Below are 16,537 nucleotides of genomic sequence, written 5' to 3' on the forward strand. Positions count from 1 at the left end.
TCGAAGATTCTGGGCACGTGCAGCCGTGCTGCCTTCCTGCTCTCAGAGGTCGCCGGGTAGCTTGTCCCGGCGGATACCGCGCCAGGAGGGGTGACGTAGGTGACCCGTGCTGGTCCAGTCCATGAACCTCACATCGGCAACGAGTTTGGGCAGAACCCACACCGCGTCCATCTCGACGGGGCGATCGAGGTGACCCAGGAACGGTGAAGTCTTGCGGCGCAAGGGCTCCAGCTCGGCGAGCAGGGCGTCGAGTTGGGAATCTGTGAATCCGGTCCCGACCCGGCCGACGTAGCGCAGCCCGGTCTCCTCGGGCAGGCCCATCAACAGTGAGCCGATCCGGTTGCTGCGACCACCTTTGCCTGGTCGCCAACCGCCGATCACCACCTCGATGTCGCTCCAGTTCTTCTGCTTGAGCCACGTCTTGGAGCGTCGGCCTTGCTGGTAGGTCGAGTCGCGCCGCTTGGCGACAACACCTTCCCATCCGCGCTCACGACTGTGGGCGATGGCATCCGACCCCGGTCCGGGCAGAAGGGGTGGAACCTGCACGGGCGCATCGGACGAGAACGCCTTGCCGATCTCCTCGAGCAGTGCGCGCCGGTCCTGCCAGGTGTGTCGAAGCAGCGACGAGCCGTTGAGATACAGGATGTCGAACAGCAGGAGTTTGACGTCGAGGTCTCCGGAGTTGTTGCGGCCGGCGAGCTGGGTGAAGTTGGTGCGTCCCTGCTCGTCGAATACCACCATCTCACCGTCGAGCACCACATCGAGCAGTCCCAGATCATCGGTGACCGTGTGGATCTGGGGGAAGTCCGCGGTCATGTCGATGCCCGAACGTGACGTCAACCGGAGCTTTCCATCGATGTAGCGCAACAGAATTCGGTAACCGTCCCATTTGCCCTCGAAGGCCCACTTGTCGTCGGTGAAGTGCTCGATGGTCTCGTCGGTGGCGAGCATCGGCCGCGGATCACGCAGACTGTCGGGCATGATCGGCCGTGCTTCGTCGGACATCAAGTGGGCCAACCAGTTCTTGTCGCCGGTCTTGATCAGCGCGTAACGGCCCTGGATGCGTTCGCCGTGCAGCCGGACGATGATCTCGCTGTCCCGCCACTTCTCGGTCTCGTAGGTACCCCGATCCCAGATCTCCACATGACCGCCACCGTATTCGCCGGACGGGATGTCACCCGAGAAGTCGGCGTAGTCGATCGGGTGATCCTCGGTCTGGACCGCCAGTCGATTCTTGTCACCTTCCAGCGGAAGGTTTTTGGGGACCGCCCAGGACACCAGGACACCGTCACGCTCGAGGCGGAAGTCGTAGTGCAGGCGACGGGCGTGATGCTCCTGGATCACGAACATGGGTTCGGTACTGCGATCGGCATCGGAGCGACTGTCCCCGAACGGCTCCGGGGTCTTGCGCTCGTCGCGTTTGCGGCGGTACGCGCCGAGATCGACGACCGGTGTCGCCGGTGATGTCGGTGATGTCGGTGACGTCGGCAGCGGCTGCGCTGCCGACGTGTTCTCGAGATCGGCCAGCAGGTCACCGTACGTGTCGATCCGGTCGGCCATCTCATCGAACAAGATATGCCGGATGTCTTTGTCTTCCAGTTCTTCCCAGAGTCGCGGTGCGGCCACGCAGGGCTGTTCGCGGCCGCGCATCGAGTAGGGGGCCAGGGTGGTCTTCGACGCGCTGTTCTGGCTCCAGTCCACGAACACCCGTCCGCCCCGCACCGATTTGGTCATCTGCGCGGTCACCAGATCGGGGCTCTCCGACTGCAGCCCGGTGGCTATCTGCTTGGCAACCTTGCGCGCAGAATCCGATGAGATCGCCGTTTTCAGCGTGAAATACACATGTATGCCCTTCGATCCACTGGTCACCGGAAAACACGGCAGGCCGATGGCGTCGAGCATCTCCTTGACCCGCAACGCGACCTTCGCGCAGTCGAACAACGACACATCGGGACCCGGGTCCAGATCAAGCACAACTCGATCGGTGAGCCGGTCCGCCTTGTACGACGCGTCGTCCCGTCCTGGCGAGTTGGCGAGGGTCCATTGCGGGACATGCAATTCGAGTGCGGCCTGCTGAGCCAGCCAGACCAACTCGGCCCGAGACGACAACACCGGGTACACCACGTCCCGATCACTGTGCCCGAGCCGTGCCCGGCCAATCCATTTCGGAGCATGGTCAGGCAGGTTCTTTTCGAAGAACGGAGTGGATTCGACGCCGTCGGGCCACCGTTTTCGGGTCACCGGCCGGTCGCGGATGTGCGGCAACATCACGTCGGCGATCGCGCTGTAGTACTCGATGACCTGGGCCTTGATCGTGCCGGTCGCGGGATAGATCACCTTGTCGAGGTGGGTGATGGCAATGCTGTGTCCGTCGACCTCGAGTGTGTCGCGCCTGGGCATGCCACGACTTTTCATCGCCGCAGGGGGCTGCGTCAAATGCTCAATACCTGCACAATGGCGATATGCGTTCGATTTGGAAGGGCGATCTCAGCTTTGGCCTGGTGAATGTGCCGGTCAAGGTCTACTCCGCGACGGAGAGCCATGACCGTACGTCGCACCAGGTCGATTCGAAGGACGGCACCCGCATCCGATACCGCAAGGTTCGTGAGGGCACCGACGATGAGGTCGAGTTCTCGCGGATAGCCAATGCGTACGAGAGCGACACCGGTCAGACCGTGGTTCTCACCAAAGATGATCTGTCCGAACTCCCGGTACAGCGCAGCCCCGAGATCGCGATCACCGACTTCGTGCCGATCGACCAGGTCGACCCGATCTATTTCGACAAGCCCTATTACCTGGAGCCGGCGAGTAAGTCGCCCAAGGCATACGCGCTCATGCGCGAGGCCCTGAAGAAGACGGACCGGCTGGCCATCGCCACGTTCACGCTCCGGAACCGTACGCGACTGGCGGCGCTCCGAGTGGTCGGTGACGTCCTGACGTTGCAGACCCTGCTCTGGCCGGACGAAGTACGGGAGGCGGCGTTCCCGTCTCTCGACGAATCGCCCGACCTCAAGCCGCAAGAACTCCAGATGGCCGCCTCGCTCATCGAGTCGATGTCGGGCGACTTCGACCCGACCCAATATGAGGACACCTATCAAGAAGAGCTGAGCAAGCTCATCGAGGCGAAGGCCGAGGGGACCGAGGCGTTCACCGGACCAGAGGCCAAGGACGAGGAGGAGGGCGACGACTCGGAGGTCGCCGACCTGCTCGCGGCGCTGCGGGCGTCGGTGAAGGACCGCGGTGGGTCGTCCACGGACGACGACGACGAGGGTTCGGCGAAGAAAGCGCCCGCAAAGGCGGCGGCCAAGAAAGCCCCGGCCAAGAAGGCCCCGGCGAAGAAAACGGCCGCGAAGAAGACCGCAGCGAAGAAGGCCCCGGCCAAGCGCAAGGCCGGCTGAGCTTCGGCGCCCTACGCCCCCGGTCGGGGTTTCTGGCAATCTGGACAGATCGACCAACACGAGCCAGTCCCTGAACGCGACGCCACCGTGCACACGCGCAAGAACACCCGAACCGGGCGCCGGGTCACCGCAGTGGAAATCGCGGAGGCCGCCGCCCTGGCCGACGTCGCCGCGGCGATCTGTGTGCTGAGCCGGGTGTTGCCCATCGGCGGCGCCGCGGTCCTGGTCGCGTCGGTACCGTTTGCCATCCTCTCCGGCCGCAGGCGCCTGCGCGTGAGCCTGCTCGGCGCGATGACGGGCTGGGTCGTCGCATTCCTCTTCGGTGGGGTGACCGCGGCGAACCTGGTCGGCTCGGCGGCGGTCTTCGGCATCCTGTCCGGGACCGCGCTGCGCCGCGGATGGAAGTCGCCCCAGGTCGCCCTGAACACGTTTGTCTTCATCGCAATTCCGTCCGCGGCGATCGCCACCGGACTCATCGCCGCACTGAGCGACTACCGCGAGTTCATGTTCACCCAGATCCGCAACGGCTGGCGCGGCGCCGAGCGGGTCATGAACAACGCCGGGCTCGAGGGACTGACCGACGTCATCGGCCCGGTGATCAACTGGTGCATCGACTACTGGTGGATCGCCATACCGGCGGTCGGTGTTGTCGGGGTGACGTTCTCCGGGCTCGCGGTCTACGTCGTGCACCGCAGGCCCCTGCCGCCCATGATCGCCAGACTCGGTGCCCCGCATGTCGAGGAGAAACTCGACGAGTCCGGACCTGTTGCGCCGCTGCCGATGCGTCTGGACGGTGTCGGGGTGCAATATCCGGACGCTCCGGTACCGGCCATCTGGGATGTCTCGCTGCAGCTCGACGCCGGTGAGGTCGTTGCGGTGACCGGACCCAATGGTGTCGGCAAGTCGACGCTCGCGAGAGTCGTCGCCGGGCGGGAACCCACGACCGGAACCGTCAGTCGTCCCGGTGCGGTTGGTCTCGGCAAGCCCGGTGGCACTGCTGTCATCAGCCAGCGCCCCGAGACCCAGGTGCTGGGCATGGTCGTCGCCGACGATCTGGCCTGGGGCAATCACGACCTCACCGAGGCCCAGATGAACAAGCTGCTCGACCGGGTGGGTCTGAGCGGGATGCTCTACCGCGAGACCAGCACCCTCTCGGGTGGTCAGCTGCAACGCCTGGCCATCGCCGCCGCGCTGTCGCGGGAGCCTGCCGTCCTCATCAGCGACGAGTCGACCGCGATGATCGATCAGGAGGGCCGGACCTCGGTGATCGAGGTCTTCCGCGAACTGGCCGACGCCGGGGACACCGCCGTCCTGCAGATCACGCACGACGTCGACGAGGCGGCGTTGGCCGATCGGGAGATCGTCCTCGACTCGTCGCACCGCGAGGTCTCCACCGAACTGCTCAACCCCAGCCGTCCGGTGGGGCACATCAACGGCGCCAACGTCGCCCTCTACGACGTCGGGTTCGCCCATGACGCGGGAACCCCGTGGCACAACCAGATTTTCAGCGGCCTGAACCTGCGGATCGAGGCGGGATCGGCCGTGCTGATCACCGGACCCAACGGTGCCGGAAAGTCCACATTGGCAAGGGTTCTGACCGGCTTGCAGAAACCCACGTCAGGACAGGTGATGCTCGACGGGGAGCCGGTCCGCAACGGTCGCGACCATGCTCTGCTCGGATTCCAGTACTCCAGACTGCAACTGGTGCGCTCGCGGGTGCGCGCGGACATCAAGGATGCCGCAGGCGTCGACGACCTGGCGGTGAACGTCGCACTGATCGAGCTCGGGCTCAATCCGGCGGTGCTCGGTGACGCGCTCGTGGATCAGCTCTCGGTCGGGCAACAACGCCGGGTTGCATTGGCCGGTCTGTTGGCCTGCAAGCCCCGGTTGCTGGTGCTCGACGAACCACTGGCCGGGCTCGACACCCCGGCCCGTGCCGCGATGGTCAGGGCACTGCGCCGGGTGAAGGCCTCGGGCACCACATTGGTTGTCATCTCTCACGACGTCGGTGAACTCGCCGACCTCGTCGACCGCACCGTGGTGGTCGACGAGGGCACGGTCGACGGAGCGCCGGTCAAGCCCGCGCCCGACCCGTCGGAGGTGAAATCAACCGCCAACCTCGCCAATGTTGTTCGCACGCTGCCACATTCCTCGCCGGCCCGGAGACTGTGGGTCGGCACCAAGCTGCTGACGCTGGCTGCGGTCGCGGTGATGTTCATGCTCGAACCGACCTGGCTCAGTGTCGGGGTCGGGGCCGGCATCGCAATCGGCTGGACGCTGCTCGGCAAGGTTCCGCGCGCCGCACTGCCACGGTTGCCGAAGTGGCTGATCGGCATCACCCTGTTCGGTGGATGGATCACGGCGCTGGGCGGTGACGAACCGTACGTCACGGTTGCCGGGGTCGAGTTCGGACTCGGCGGCGCGATCTACTGGGGCATCCTCATCTGCATGACGGTGCTGTCGCTCTATTGCGCATTGCTGTTCTGCTGGACGACACCGATGGTCGAAATACCTTCGTTTGCGCAACGATTGGTCGGTTGGGCGGCACGCATCGGTATCCCGGCCCAGTCCGCCGCCATGTCGGTGGCCCTCGCGCTGCGACTGTGTCCGTTCATGATCAGCGACTTCCGGACTCTGTTGCAGACGATGTCGCAACGCAAACCCGACCATCGCCAATCGATGGGCGAGCAGATCAACGGCTGGATATCCTGCCTGACAGTCGTCTGTTCGCTGGCGGTACAGAACGGCCGGGAGCTCGCTGCGGCCGTCGAAGCCCGTGGTGGAATCGGATCGGTGGCCCGATCTGATCGGAGTCCAAGACTTATCGACCTTCTGGTGCTTATCGTGGTGTTCGGATCGGTTGGCATGGTCATCGCACTGGGTTGACCCTCGGATGACAGCTCAAGAGCGGATCGATCCGAAGTCGACGACGACTGGGAGATTTCCGTATGACCGCACAGTCAGCATCAGATATCCCCGACGAGGATGCCTTGTTCACCGACGTCCTGATAATCGGGGCGGGTCTGTCGGGGATCGGCGCCGCGTACCGCATCAAGGAACGAAACCCGGGACTGAGCTACGCGATCCTCGAACGACGCAGCCGGATCGGTGGCACCTGGGACCTGTTCCGATACCCGGGGATCCGTTCGGACAGCGACATCTTCACCCTCAGCTACCCGTTTGAACCCTGGACGCGGCCGGAGGCGATCGCGGACGGTGACCACATCCGCGAGTACCTGACCGATACCGCGCGTCGGAATCGGATCGACCAGCACATCACGTTCGACACCCGGGTCAATTCGGCCGACTGGGATTCGCGAACCGACACCTGGACCGTGCACGCCGAGCAGGATGGCGCCGACGTGACCTACAGCTGCCGGTTCCTGTTCTTCGGGACCGGCTACTACAACTACGACGAGGGATACCGGCCGGTCTTTCCCGGTGAGGACGAGTTCACGGGGCAGATCATCCACCCGCAGTTCTGGCCAGAAGATCTTGACTACGAGGGCAAGAATGTGGTCGTGATCGGTAGTGGCGCCACGGCGATGACACTGGTTCCGGCGCTGGCGGAACAGGCAGGGTCGGTGACGATGCTGCAGCGTTCACCCACCTATGTCTTCTCCGGACCCAGGGTGAACCGAGCTGCCAACGTTATTCGTAAGGTGTTGCCACGCAAGGTCTCACATGCGCTCATCCGGTACTACTATGCACTGTTCGCCTGGTTGCTCTTTCGATTCTCGCGCCTCGCACCTGGCGCGATGGCCAAGTTCCTGCACAATATGGCCGTCCGTAATCTGCCGGACAGCTACGACGTCGACACCCATTTCAAGCCCAGTTACAACCCGTGGGATCAACGAATGTGTTTGATTCCGGAGGCGGATCTGTTCACGATGATCACCGACCAGCGCGCAACGGTGGTCACCGATCACATCGCGTCATTCGATGCCGACGGTATTGCACTTGTCTCGGGTGGACACCTCGACGCCGACATCATCGTCATGGCCACCGGCCTGCAGCTACAAGCACTGGGCGGTGTCGTGGTCAGTGTCGATGGGGCCGAGATCAAACTCAACGACAGATTCGTTTACAAGGGCCATCTGCTCGAAGACGTGCCGAACCTGGGCTGGAGCGTCGGCTACACCAATGCCTCGTGGACGCTGCGATCCGACATGACCGCGCAGTCGGTGGCAAAACTGTTGGCGCATATGGGTGCGAACGGATACACACACGCCTATCCCCATCGAGGAGATGAGGCACTCGCCGAGATACCCGCGTTCGATCTGCAGGCCGGATATATTCTGCGATCGCCCCACGTGCTGCCCAAATCGGGAACCCGCCGACCCTGGCATGTGCGCCACAACTACGTCCTGGATGCGATCGATCATCGTTTCGACCGGATCGAGGAAGCGATGGTATTCGGCCGGGTGAGCGACCCTGCCACGGTCGAGGCCTGACCGGGCGACTACTGCGTTCGTCGTAGCGAAGGTGCGTTGGCGAAACCTGCTGGCACGCCGCGGCTAAGCTCCATCCATGGTGAAGTTCAATGTGCTCCTGGGGCTGGTGGCTGCGGCCGGTGTGCTCACGCTCGCGGCTGCGGTCAACCGGCACACCGTGTGGTGGTTTGCGGTTGCGATCGTGGTCATGGTTTTGCTGGTTGCCATCTACGACGTTCTTCAGAAGCAGCATTCGATACTTCGGAACTATCCCGTGATCGGGCACATGCGGTTCATGCTCGAATCGATCCGGCCCGAGTTGCAGCAGTATTTCATCGAGCGGAACTACGATGGCCGTCCATACGACCGCAATGTTCGATCATTGATCTACCAGCGCGCCAAGGGATTACATGCCGAGGCCGCCTTCGGTACCGAACGTGAGATCACCGAACCGGGATACGACTATCTGCTGCACTCGATGGCGCCGGTGCCGATGGCGCAGACCGTCCCGACGGTGCGCCTCGGCGGACCCCAGTGCGCCCAGCCGTACGACGCGCCCCTGTTCAACATCTCGTCGATGAGTTTTGGTGCGCTGTCGGCAAATGCGGTGCGCGCGATGAACAAAGGCGCGGCTCTCGGTGGATTTCTTCACGAGACCGGTGAAGGTGGACTGACCGCGCACCATCTCGAATACGGTGCACCGCTGGTGTGGGAGATCGGCTCGGGGTACTTCGGCTGCCGAACCGTCGACGGGAGATTCGATCCGCAGCGCTTTGCCGAGAAGGCGAGTCTGCCCAACGTCAAGGCGATCCTGATCAAACTGAGTCAGGGTGCCAAACCCGGGCTCGGTGGTGTGCTGCCGGGTTCCAAGGTCACCGCGGCGATCGCGCAGGCCCGTGGTGTGCAGCAGGGTGTCACCGTGATCAGTCCGCCGGCGCACAGCGAGTTCACCAGCCCGATCGAATTGATGCACTTCGTGGCCGAGCTCCGCCGCCTGTCGGGGGGAAAGCCGGTGGGCTTCAAGCTGTGCGTGGGTACCCGCACGGACGTGCTGGCGCTGTGCAAGGCGATGCTGCGCACCGAGATCGCGCCCGACTTCATCACCATCGACGGGGCCGAGGGTGGTACCGGTGCGGCGCCGCCCGAGTTCGCGGATCATGTTGGTACACCGTTGAATCTGGGTTTGATGATGATGCACAACGCGTTGGTGGGCACCGGCCTGCGGGGGCGGGTCAAGATCGGTGCCGCGGGCAAGATCGCCGGCGGTACCGACATCGTGAAGGCTCTGGCGCTCGGCGCCGATTTCACCAACGCTGCGCGCGCCATGATGATGGCGGTCGGTTGTATCCAGGCGCAGGCATGCCACACCAACAATTGTCCGGTGGGTGTGGCCACGCAGGATGTCCGCCGGGCGCGGGCGCTCGATGTCGAAGACAAGGGTGACCGGGTCTTCAATTACCAACGCGCAACGGTGGAGTCGGCGAAGCAGGTGCTGGCCGCGATGGGTTTGACCAGCTTCGACGACCTCGGGCCCGCGGTGGTGATGCGCCGGGTTGGTCACTCGACGGCGGAGTCGTTCGAGGACCTGTTCGAGTGGCTTGATGAAGGTGAACTGATCCGTGGCACCGACCGCGCGGAATGGGAGCGTGACTGGCAGCGGGCCGATCCGGAATCCTTTGCGGTACCTAAGATCAGGACCGCATAGACAGCGATTCGCCGGAGTCCGGGACGATCAGGTGCTGATCTCGTCGATCAGGCCCCAGTCCAAAGCTGTTGTGGCATCGATGGTGTCACCGCTCAGCACCAGATATGCGGTGCGCCAGCGGCCGATTCGTCGGGGGATGCTGACGGTACCGCCTGCCCCGGGTATCAATCCGAGGGTGAGTTCGGGGAGCCCGAAGACCGTCGCCGGGTGGGCGGTGACGTGTCCGCAGACCGCTGCCATCTCCAGTCCGCTGCCCATCGTGGCGCCGTGGGTGTAGGCCCGCAGGTTTTCGCCGAGTCGATCGCGCAACGTGTTGAGAAGCAGCGCCGGGCTGAAACGGGTGCGGGCCAGATGGGCGGCCGCCGGATCGGAGAAGGTGCCGAACTCGGTGAGATCTCCTCCGCTGCAGAATGATTTGCCATTTCCCCGGAATTCCACCCCGGTCACCGTCGGGTCGCTCAGGGCAACGGTGAGGCCGTCGATCAGGCCGGCGCGCAGGGTGTTGCTGAAAGCGTTGTGCCGCTTGGGCTGATTGAGCGTGACGACAACAACATCGCCTGCCCGTTCGAGGACAACGGGCTGTGGCGGATCGGCCAGACCGCGTGGTCCCTGCGCGGCCAGCCAGTCTCCGAACTCGCGGCCGGCCTGCAGCGTCGAATAGGCCAGCGACTCGGTCATCAGCCCGCTGAAGGTCTCGGTGTTCGATTCGCCTGCCCGCAGCACGTCGTCGCAGACCGCCGCCGAGACCGGCCGGTCGGCCAGTCGCTGCGTCAGTGTGGCGATCGCCGCCGGTATCGAGTCGACGGTGATGAAACGGCGATCGTGCGCAGGCGCCTCCGTGAGGGCAAAGGTGGAACGGCCGACGAGACGTTCAGCCTCATCGGAGATCGGGCCGCCGCCCGAATCGATGGCGATCAGGCATCCGGGGACCAATTCCTCGGTCGATCTCCGCGGATCGGCCAGATCGACGAAGACCGGACCCCGGTGGTCCGACGCCGTGTGCCCTCGTACGCCGTGCAGTTGGGACACGCGATCTCCTTTGTCGTCGGCCACCTGATCGGTCTCACCGTACTGCGACACGCGAAACGATATGTGATCTGGCTCTCTCCATCGTTTATCTGACGGGCTGACGGGTACGCCTCTTGAGGACGCTCAATATCGATGCCCACCAATCCTGAGGAGACTGATATGAGCCTTTCCACCAGCACTCTGCGCAACCAGCTGCGGACGTTGTTGACCCTGACCAATACCGAGATCCAGGTGGCAGAGACCCGAACCGCCCAGGCACGCACCGAAGCGGTACGCCGGGAACTGTCCCAGAACGCCGCGAACGGTCGTATCCGTGCCGTCGCGATCGAAAAAGCCATCCGTGAACTTGGCGGACTGCCCGATGTGCTGCGCCCCGTCTTCGGTCGGCTGGCAGCAACCGCGAAGGCCGTTGCCGAACAGGTCCAGCCCCTTGATGAGGCGTTGCTCGGCGACCTCGCCCTCGAACACCAGTTGCTCGACCGGGCGAAGTACGTGAAGGCGCTTGCGACCTCCGAGGGTGAAGCCGAGATCGTTGCACTTGCCGAGCGGCTGATCGTCGCCCACGAGGCAACCGTCAATTGGATCACCACGCTCCTGGCCGAAGAGGCCATCGGTGGCCCGGTGGCATTGCAACGCGGTCCGTTGCAGGCCGCGAGCGGCACCGCCTTGCGCGTTGCCGGTATCCCCGCGACGCTGACCGCGCGTGGTGCCGAACGTGTTGTCGACGCGCTCCGCACTGCGCCCGCCCGGTTCGGTGGATTCGTCGACAAGACGCAGGAGACCGGCGAGGCCGTATTCAAACTGGCCACCGATGCCGGTCACGACGCCGTCGGACGGTTGAGCTCGACCGGTGATGCGGCTGCGAAACAGGTGGGCGAGGCCGCCGAGCGTGCCGCCGACATCGGAAAGACCGCCCGCAAGACCGCTCGGGCAACTCGGGATGCGGCGCTCGACGCCGCCGAGGACACTGCTCGGGCACAGGGCGCCGTCGGCGCTGCGGAGGCGGTGCACGCCGTCCGCGAGGCCGCCGGGGTGGTCGATCCCGCCGACCTACCGATCGACGACTACGACTCACTGAACGTCAACGCGGTGATCGTCCAACTCCGGGAACTCACCAAGCCGGCTGACATCCGGTCGATCCTCGCCTACGAAGAGGCACACAAGAACCGGCAGGGCGTGGTGTCCGCTGCCCAGACCCGGCTTGCTGCCATCGCGCAGGAAGTCATCGGTGTGAACTGATCTGATCGGTCGCTCACCCAACGCCAACTCGCCGTCACCGAAATCCCAGGTGGCGGCGAGTTCGTGCGTCAGGTCCGGGCGAAAACGACTGGCGTACGGCGTACCCAATCGGGCACAGTTGGTTGGTGACCGCACCATCTGGCCTACCCCGGGCGCTGAAGCCCTTCGCGCATCAGCAGTATCGACTGCTGTGCACGGGGCTGGTTCTGGCGATGTTCGCCGACGGGATCTGGACGGTCGGTGTCGTCTGGCAGGTCATCGGGATGGGCGGCGGGCCGGGACAGTTGTCGATTGTCACCGCGGTGGCCGCCGTCGGCATGGTCGCCTCGACACTGCTCGGCGGTGTGCTCGCGGACCGGATGTCGAAGCGCACCATCCTCATCGCGCTGGAGGTGGTCAAACTCATCGCGATCGGCGGTGTCGGTGTGCTGGCACTGTCCGGGACGATCACGCTGTGGCATCTGGTGTTGGTGTCGCTGATCGGTGGTGTCACCACCGGGATCTATTACCCGACGTACTCGGCGTTGATCCCGTCGTTGGTACCGCGGGAAGAACTGATGGCGGCCAACGGTATCGAAGGTGTGTTGCGGCCCACCATCTTTCAGGCTGCTGGACCGGCCCTCGCGGGCGGGCTCATCGCGATGTCCTCGCCAGGGGTGGCGATCGTCGGGTCGGCGGTGGCCTCGGCGCTGTCCGGGGCCTTCTACCTCCTGATGCGTCCGACGCCGCCGAGCCATGAGCCCCGCGCCAAAGCCGACCTGGTGCGCGGGACCGTCACCGACATCGCCGAGGGGTTCGCCTACATGTGGCGCACGCCCTGGTTGCTGGCGACCCTGCTGTACTCGCTGGTCCTGGTGTTGATGGTGATGGGGCCGATCGAGGTACTCGTGCCATTCGCCATCAAAGAGCGTGCAGGCGGTGACGCCGGCGACCATGCGATCGTGTTGGCGGCCTTCGGGTTCGGAGCCGGACTGGGTGCGATCATCCTGGCCTCCATGCCGATGCCCCGCCGCTACCTGTCGGTGATGTTTGTGATCTGGGGTCTGTGTTCGGTGCCGTTGGTGGCGGTCGGGCTCGCCACGGAGCTGTGGGCTTTTGTTGTCGCCGCGTTTGTTCTCGGCATGGCATTCGACGGTCCGATGGTCCTGTGGGGAACGTTGTTACAACGGCGGGTGCCACCGCACATGCTCGGCCGGATCTCGAGCCTCGACTTCTTCGTCTCGATTGCGTTGATGCCGGTGTCGATGGCCATCGCTGCTCCGGTCAGTGAACTGATCGGGCTGACCGCAACATTTGTCATCGCCGGATTGGTGCCGGTTCCGTTGGCCGTGATCGCGTTCTTCGCGTTCCGTCTGCGCGACGACGAGATCGCCAATCCACTCCGTGATACCCCGAGCGTCGAAGAACTCGTGCCTGCGGGCGGAGGGACGGAAGGGTCGTCAGATCAGGAACTTCCGGGCACCCGCCTCGATCAGGCGGGTGAGGTCGTTGATGATCGGTGACCCCAATTTCCAGTACTGCCAGAACAACTGGATGTCGACGTGGTGATTGCCGAGCTTCTTGACGGTCCCGGCGGCGAGTGCGGGTTCGATCTGGGCGGCGGGCACGGCACCCCAGCCGGCGCCCAACTCGACGGCACGGTGGTACTCGACCGACGCGGGCACGTAGGTCACCGGCGGGTCGACGTGCTTGCGGGTGAGTCGATTGAGGAGATCGAGCTGGATGGTGTCCTTGCGGTCGAAGGAGACCATCGGCGCCCGGGCGAGATCGGCGGCCCGTAGTCCGTTCGGAAGCCAGGTTTCGATGAACTCGGTGGTCGCGACCGGTAGATAACGCATGGATCCCAGTGGCAGCACCGTGCATCCGCGGACTGGCCGTGGATCGGACGTGATCGCGCCGACCGCCTGTCCGGCGCGCAGGAAGCCTGTGGAGTGGCTCTCGTCGTCGCGCAACACCTCGACGGCCACCGGATGCAGTTGCTGGATCTGGGCGACCACCGGTAGCAGCCAGACGGAGATCGAGTCGGCGTTGGCGGCGATGGGTAGATGTATTCGCGGCACATCACGCCAGTCTTCATGTCCCTCTTCGGGTTTGCCGGTCAGGGCCGCAACCGCCTCCAGTCGGAGCAGATCCCATTGCGCGGCCAGGCGCAGCAGGATTTCGCCGTCCGGTGTGGCCCGGGCAGGTTTGGTGCGTTGCACCAGGACCACCCCCACGGCGGTCTCGAGTGCCTTCATGCGCTGGCTCACCGCGGACGGGGTCAGATGCAGAACTGCCGCCGCGGCGTCGAAGGTTCCCTCGCGGACCACCGCGGACAGTGTCTGCAGGCCCTCGCTGCTGATGTCCATCATCAGTAACTCTAATGGTTCTTGAAAAACATTCGCTGGATTCAAGCCGGTCAGGGACTTAGCGTGGCCTGGTGAGCTTTGTGGTTCCCGCAATGGCGGGTCTGTTGACCGGTGCCGGCCTCATCATCGCGATCGGTGCGCAGAACGTTTTTGTGCTGCGCCAAGGGATCAGGCGTGAGCACGTGATGTCGGTGGTGGCGATCTGCACCGTGTCGGATGTGGTGTTGATCCTGGCGGGTGTGGCCGGACTCGGTGCTGTGGTCGCGGCATATCCGCAGGTGGTCGACGTGGCCACGGTGGCAGGGGGTACTTATCTACTGGTGCTCGCTGCGTTGGCCGCACGCCGGGCGATGCGACCCGGTGCGATGGAGGTCGCAGGTGGAACCGCTGCGGCGGGGCGTTGGGCCGCGGTGGGGACCGCGATCGCGTTGACCTGGCTCAATCCCCACGTCTACCTCGATACCGTCATCACGTTGGGCGCCGTTGCCAACAGTCACGGTCCGCAGAGCAAGTGGGTGTTCGCGGCCGGTGCATGCGTGGCGTCGTTGCTCTGGTTCGCGGCGTTGGGCTTCGGGTCGTCCCGCCTGGCACCGCTGTTTGCCAGACCCCGCGCCTGGCAGCTGTTGGATGTGGTGGTCGCGGCGGTGATGGGAACGTTGGGGGCCGTGCTGATCCTCAGTGCGGCATTCTGATGGTCACGGATTTCGGTCATACATTTCGCAGGCGACGAGTTTCTGACTACTGTCGTTCTCAGAGTCTGTCCGCTGGGGATCGTCGAAGGTGTAGTGAGGTGGAGATGAACAACGACAAAGCTGTTGCCACGTTCTTTGAACTCAAGGAAAGCCAGGCCGTCAGCGATCCCGCGCTGCTCGACGAGCTGTGGGCCGGTCTCGAGCCGATCGGTCGAGACTTCATGCTCGGCGCCTGGTCGGGTGGTGAATTGCCCAGTGGCCACGCCATGGACGGTCAGCTCGAGCTGGTCAACTGGCATGGAAAGACCTTCGACAGCTACCACGACGTGAAGCCGCTCGTCTGCCGCGACGAGGATGGGAATCTGTACTCGAACAAAGAGCTGGGCAAGGGTGAGGCCAGCCTCTGGGCGGTGGAGTTCCGCGGCGAGACCACGGCGGCGATGGTCTACGACGGGCAACCCGTGATCGACCACTTCAAGAGGGTCGACGACACGCACGTCATGGGCATCATGAACGGCAAGACCAGCCTGGTACGCGAGCGGCACTTCTACTTCTACCTCGTCCGCGAGTGACGTCCGCAGGGATGAAGGGCGCGGTCGCCGCGGTCCTCACCGAGGTCGGTGGCACGCCGCAACTGCAGGAGATCGCGCTCAGGGAGCCGGTCGGTGCCGAGGTTCTGGTGCGGATCGATGCGGTAGGGATCTGCCATACCGATGTCTCCCTGGCGGCGCGGTGGCCTGCCAAGCGCATGCCGATGGTGTTCGGTCACGAGGGAACGGGGGTCGTCGAGGCTGTCGGACCGGACTGCACGCTCGCGGTCGGTAGCCGGGTTGTGTTGACATTCAACAGCTGTGGGAACTGCCACAGCTGTGCGGCGGATGCCCCGGCATACTGCGTGCGGTCAACCGCTCTGAACATGCGTGGCAATGGCGGCGACGCGCTGAACCGGCGCGGTGAGCCGGTCATCGGCGACTTCTTCGGGCAGTCCAGCTTCTCCACGTATGCACTTGCACACCAGCGCAACACGATTTCGATCGGCGACGAGATCCGCCCCGAACTCGCAGCGCCCCTGGGATGCAGTGTGCAAACCGGTGTCGGCGCCGTTCTCAATGCACTGTCGCCGGACGGCGGTCAGACGATCGTCGTGTTCGGTGCCGGTGCTGTCGGTCTTTCCGCGGTGATGGGCGCCCGGATAGCCGGCTGTGACATCATCGTCGCGGTGGACCCGAAATCCGAACGACGTGCGCTGGCAACCGATCTCGGAGCCACTCACGTGCTGGATCCGGTGGGGTCGGAGGTTGTCGCCGAACTTGTCGAGATCACCGGTGGCGGCGCCGATCACGCGCTGGACACCACAGCGTTGCCGTCGGTGTTGTCGGACGCACTCACCGCGCTGCGTCCCCGTGGACAACTGGGCATCGTGGGGCTCGGTGTCCCCATTGCAGACCTACCGGTCGGGCTGATCATGGGCAGGGGATTGCGGCTTCGTGGTGTCGTGGAAGGTGACAGTGTGCCGGAGCGGTTCATCCCGGAACTGATCGGGCATCACATGCGAGGCGATCTTCCGCTCGAAAAGCTGGTCACCACATACGAATTCGACGATTTCGGGACCGCATGGAAGGCGGCCTGTACCGGTTCGGCCATCAAGCCGGTACTGACCATGCCTGCCTGACACCCCCCGATCCGAGGCCGA

At 64.4% G+C, this 16,537-nt stretch carries 12 protein-coding genes; 9 read left to right on the forward strand and 3 right to left on the reverse strand.

Annotated elements, in window-relative coordinates:
* Positions 1–42: 42 nt before the first annotated feature.
* Positions 43–2,400: an ATP-dependent DNA ligase gene (locus tag AC1D75_RS04625; RefSeq protein WP_495514113.1), complete on the reverse strand. Its 2,358-nt coding sequence runs from the start codon at positions 2,398–2,400 to the stop codon at positions 43–45.
* A gap of 62 nt (positions 2,401–2,462) precedes the next feature.
* On the opposite strand from AC1D75_RS04625, the gene ku reads away from it, so the two are divergent.
* The 4 genes from ku (at position 2,463) to AC1D75_RS04645 (ending at position 9,536) form a co-directional block, all read left to right on the forward strand.
* The gene (gene ku, locus AC1D75_RS04630) at positions 2,463–3,398 is read left to right on the forward strand and encodes a non-homologous end joining protein Ku (protein ID WP_495514114.1); all 936 of its coding nucleotides are present in this window, start codon (positions 2,463–2,465) and stop codon (positions 3,396–3,398) included.
* Positions 3,399–3,485: 87 nt separating this feature from the next.
* Complete coding sequence (locus tag AC1D75_RS04635) at positions 3,486–6,284, forward strand: DUF2232 domain-containing protein (RefSeq protein WP_495514115.1); 2,799 nt, start codon at positions 3,486–3,488, stop codon at positions 6,282–6,284.
* A 62-nt stretch (positions 6,285–6,346) separates the two neighbouring features.
* Entirely contained in the window at positions 6,347–7,852 is a 1,506-nt protein-coding gene (locus tag AC1D75_RS04640; RefSeq protein ID WP_495514116.1) for a flavin-containing monooxygenase, read from the forward strand.
* Between the two features lie 76 nt (positions 7,853–7,928).
* Positions 7,929–9,536 (forward strand): FMN-binding glutamate synthase family protein, encoded by a 1,608-nt coding sequence (locus AC1D75_RS04645; protein ID WP_495514117.1) that lies wholly within the window; start codon positions 7,929–7,931, stop codon positions 9,534–9,536.
* A gap of 27 nt (positions 9,537–9,563) precedes the next feature.
* Here AC1D75_RS04645 and AC1D75_RS04650 read toward each other — a convergent pair whose 3' ends face one another.
* Complete coding sequence (locus AC1D75_RS04650; RefSeq protein ID WP_495514118.1) at positions 9,564–10,565, reverse strand: enoyl-CoA hydratase/isomerase family protein; 1,002 nt, start codon at positions 10,563–10,565, stop codon at positions 9,564–9,566.
* Positions 10,566–10,724: 159 nt separating this feature from the next.
* Between AC1D75_RS04650 and AC1D75_RS04655 the strand changes: the two genes are divergently transcribed.
* Entirely contained in the window at positions 10,725–11,804 is a 1,080-nt protein-coding gene (locus AC1D75_RS04655) for a ferritin-like domain-containing protein (protein ID WP_495514119.1), read from the forward strand.
* A 125-nt stretch (positions 11,805–11,929) separates the two neighbouring features.
* Positions 11,930–13,306 carry an MFS transporter gene (locus tag AC1D75_RS04660; protein WP_495514120.1) on the forward strand — a complete coding sequence of 459 codons (1,377 nt, stop codon included), beginning with the start codon at positions 11,930–11,932 and terminating at the stop codon, positions 13,304–13,306.
* Here the strand turns inward: AC1D75_RS04660 and AC1D75_RS04665 are convergent.
* A complete protein-coding gene (locus AC1D75_RS04665) occupies positions 13,244–14,152 on the reverse strand; it encodes a LysR family transcriptional regulator ArgP (protein WP_495514121.1) in 909 nt (302 codons plus the stop codon). The two genes, AC1D75_RS04660 and AC1D75_RS04665, sit on opposite strands and share 63 nt — an antisense overlap.
* Before the next feature lie 68 nt (positions 14,153–14,220).
* Between AC1D75_RS04665 and AC1D75_RS04670 the strand changes: the two genes are divergently transcribed.
* The 3 genes from AC1D75_RS04670 (at position 14,221) to AC1D75_RS04680 (ending at position 16,516) form a co-directional block, all read left to right on the forward strand.
* Positions 14,221–14,844, forward strand: coding sequence for a LysE/ArgO family amino acid transporter (locus AC1D75_RS04670; protein WP_495515982.1), 624 nt, complete (start codon positions 14,221–14,223; stop codon positions 14,842–14,844).
* A 104-nt stretch (positions 14,845–14,948) separates the two neighbouring features.
* Positions 14,949–15,416: a DUF4334 domain-containing protein gene (locus AC1D75_RS04675; RefSeq protein ID WP_495515983.1), complete on the forward strand. Its 468-nt coding sequence runs from the start codon at positions 14,949–14,951 to the stop codon at positions 15,414–15,416.
* Positions 15,413–16,516, forward strand: coding sequence for an NAD(P)-dependent alcohol dehydrogenase (locus AC1D75_RS04680; protein WP_495514122.1), 1,104 nt, complete (start codon positions 15,413–15,415; stop codon positions 16,514–16,516). Before AC1D75_RS04675 ends, AC1D75_RS04680 begins: the two co-directional genes overlap by 4 nt.
* Positions 16,517–16,537 lie beyond the last annotated feature (21 nt).

Source organism: Williamsia sp. Y712 (assembly GCF_059445525.1).

Excerpts from the sequence above, each read along its gene's own strand:
- ku (WP_495514114.1), top strand. The coding sequence starts at position 2,463 with ATGCGTTCGATTTGGAAGGGCGATCTCAGCTTTGGCCTGGTGAATGTG.
- AC1D75_RS04640 (WP_495514116.1), top strand. The coding sequence starts at position 6,347 with ATGACCGCACAGTCAGCATCAGATATCCCCGACGAGGATGCCTTGTTC.
- AC1D75_RS04665 (WP_495514121.1), bottom strand. The coding sequence starts at position 14,152 with ATGGACATCAGCAGCGAGGGCCTGCAGACACTGTCCGCGGTGGTCCGC.
- AC1D75_RS04645 (WP_495514117.1), top strand. The coding sequence starts at position 7,929 with ATGGTGAAGTTCAATGTGCTCCTGGGGCTGGTGGCTGCGGCCGGTGTG.
- AC1D75_RS04625 (WP_495514113.1), bottom strand. The coding sequence starts at position 2,400 with ATGCCCAGGCGCGACACACTCGAGGTCGACGGACACAGCATTGCCATC.
- AC1D75_RS04655 (WP_495514119.1), top strand. The coding sequence starts at position 10,725 with ATGAGCCTTTCCACCAGCACTCTGCGCAACCAGCTGCGGACGTTGTTG.
- AC1D75_RS04675 (WP_495515983.1), top strand. The coding sequence starts at position 14,949 with ATGAACAACGACAAAGCTGTTGCCACGTTCTTTGAACTCAAGGAAAGC.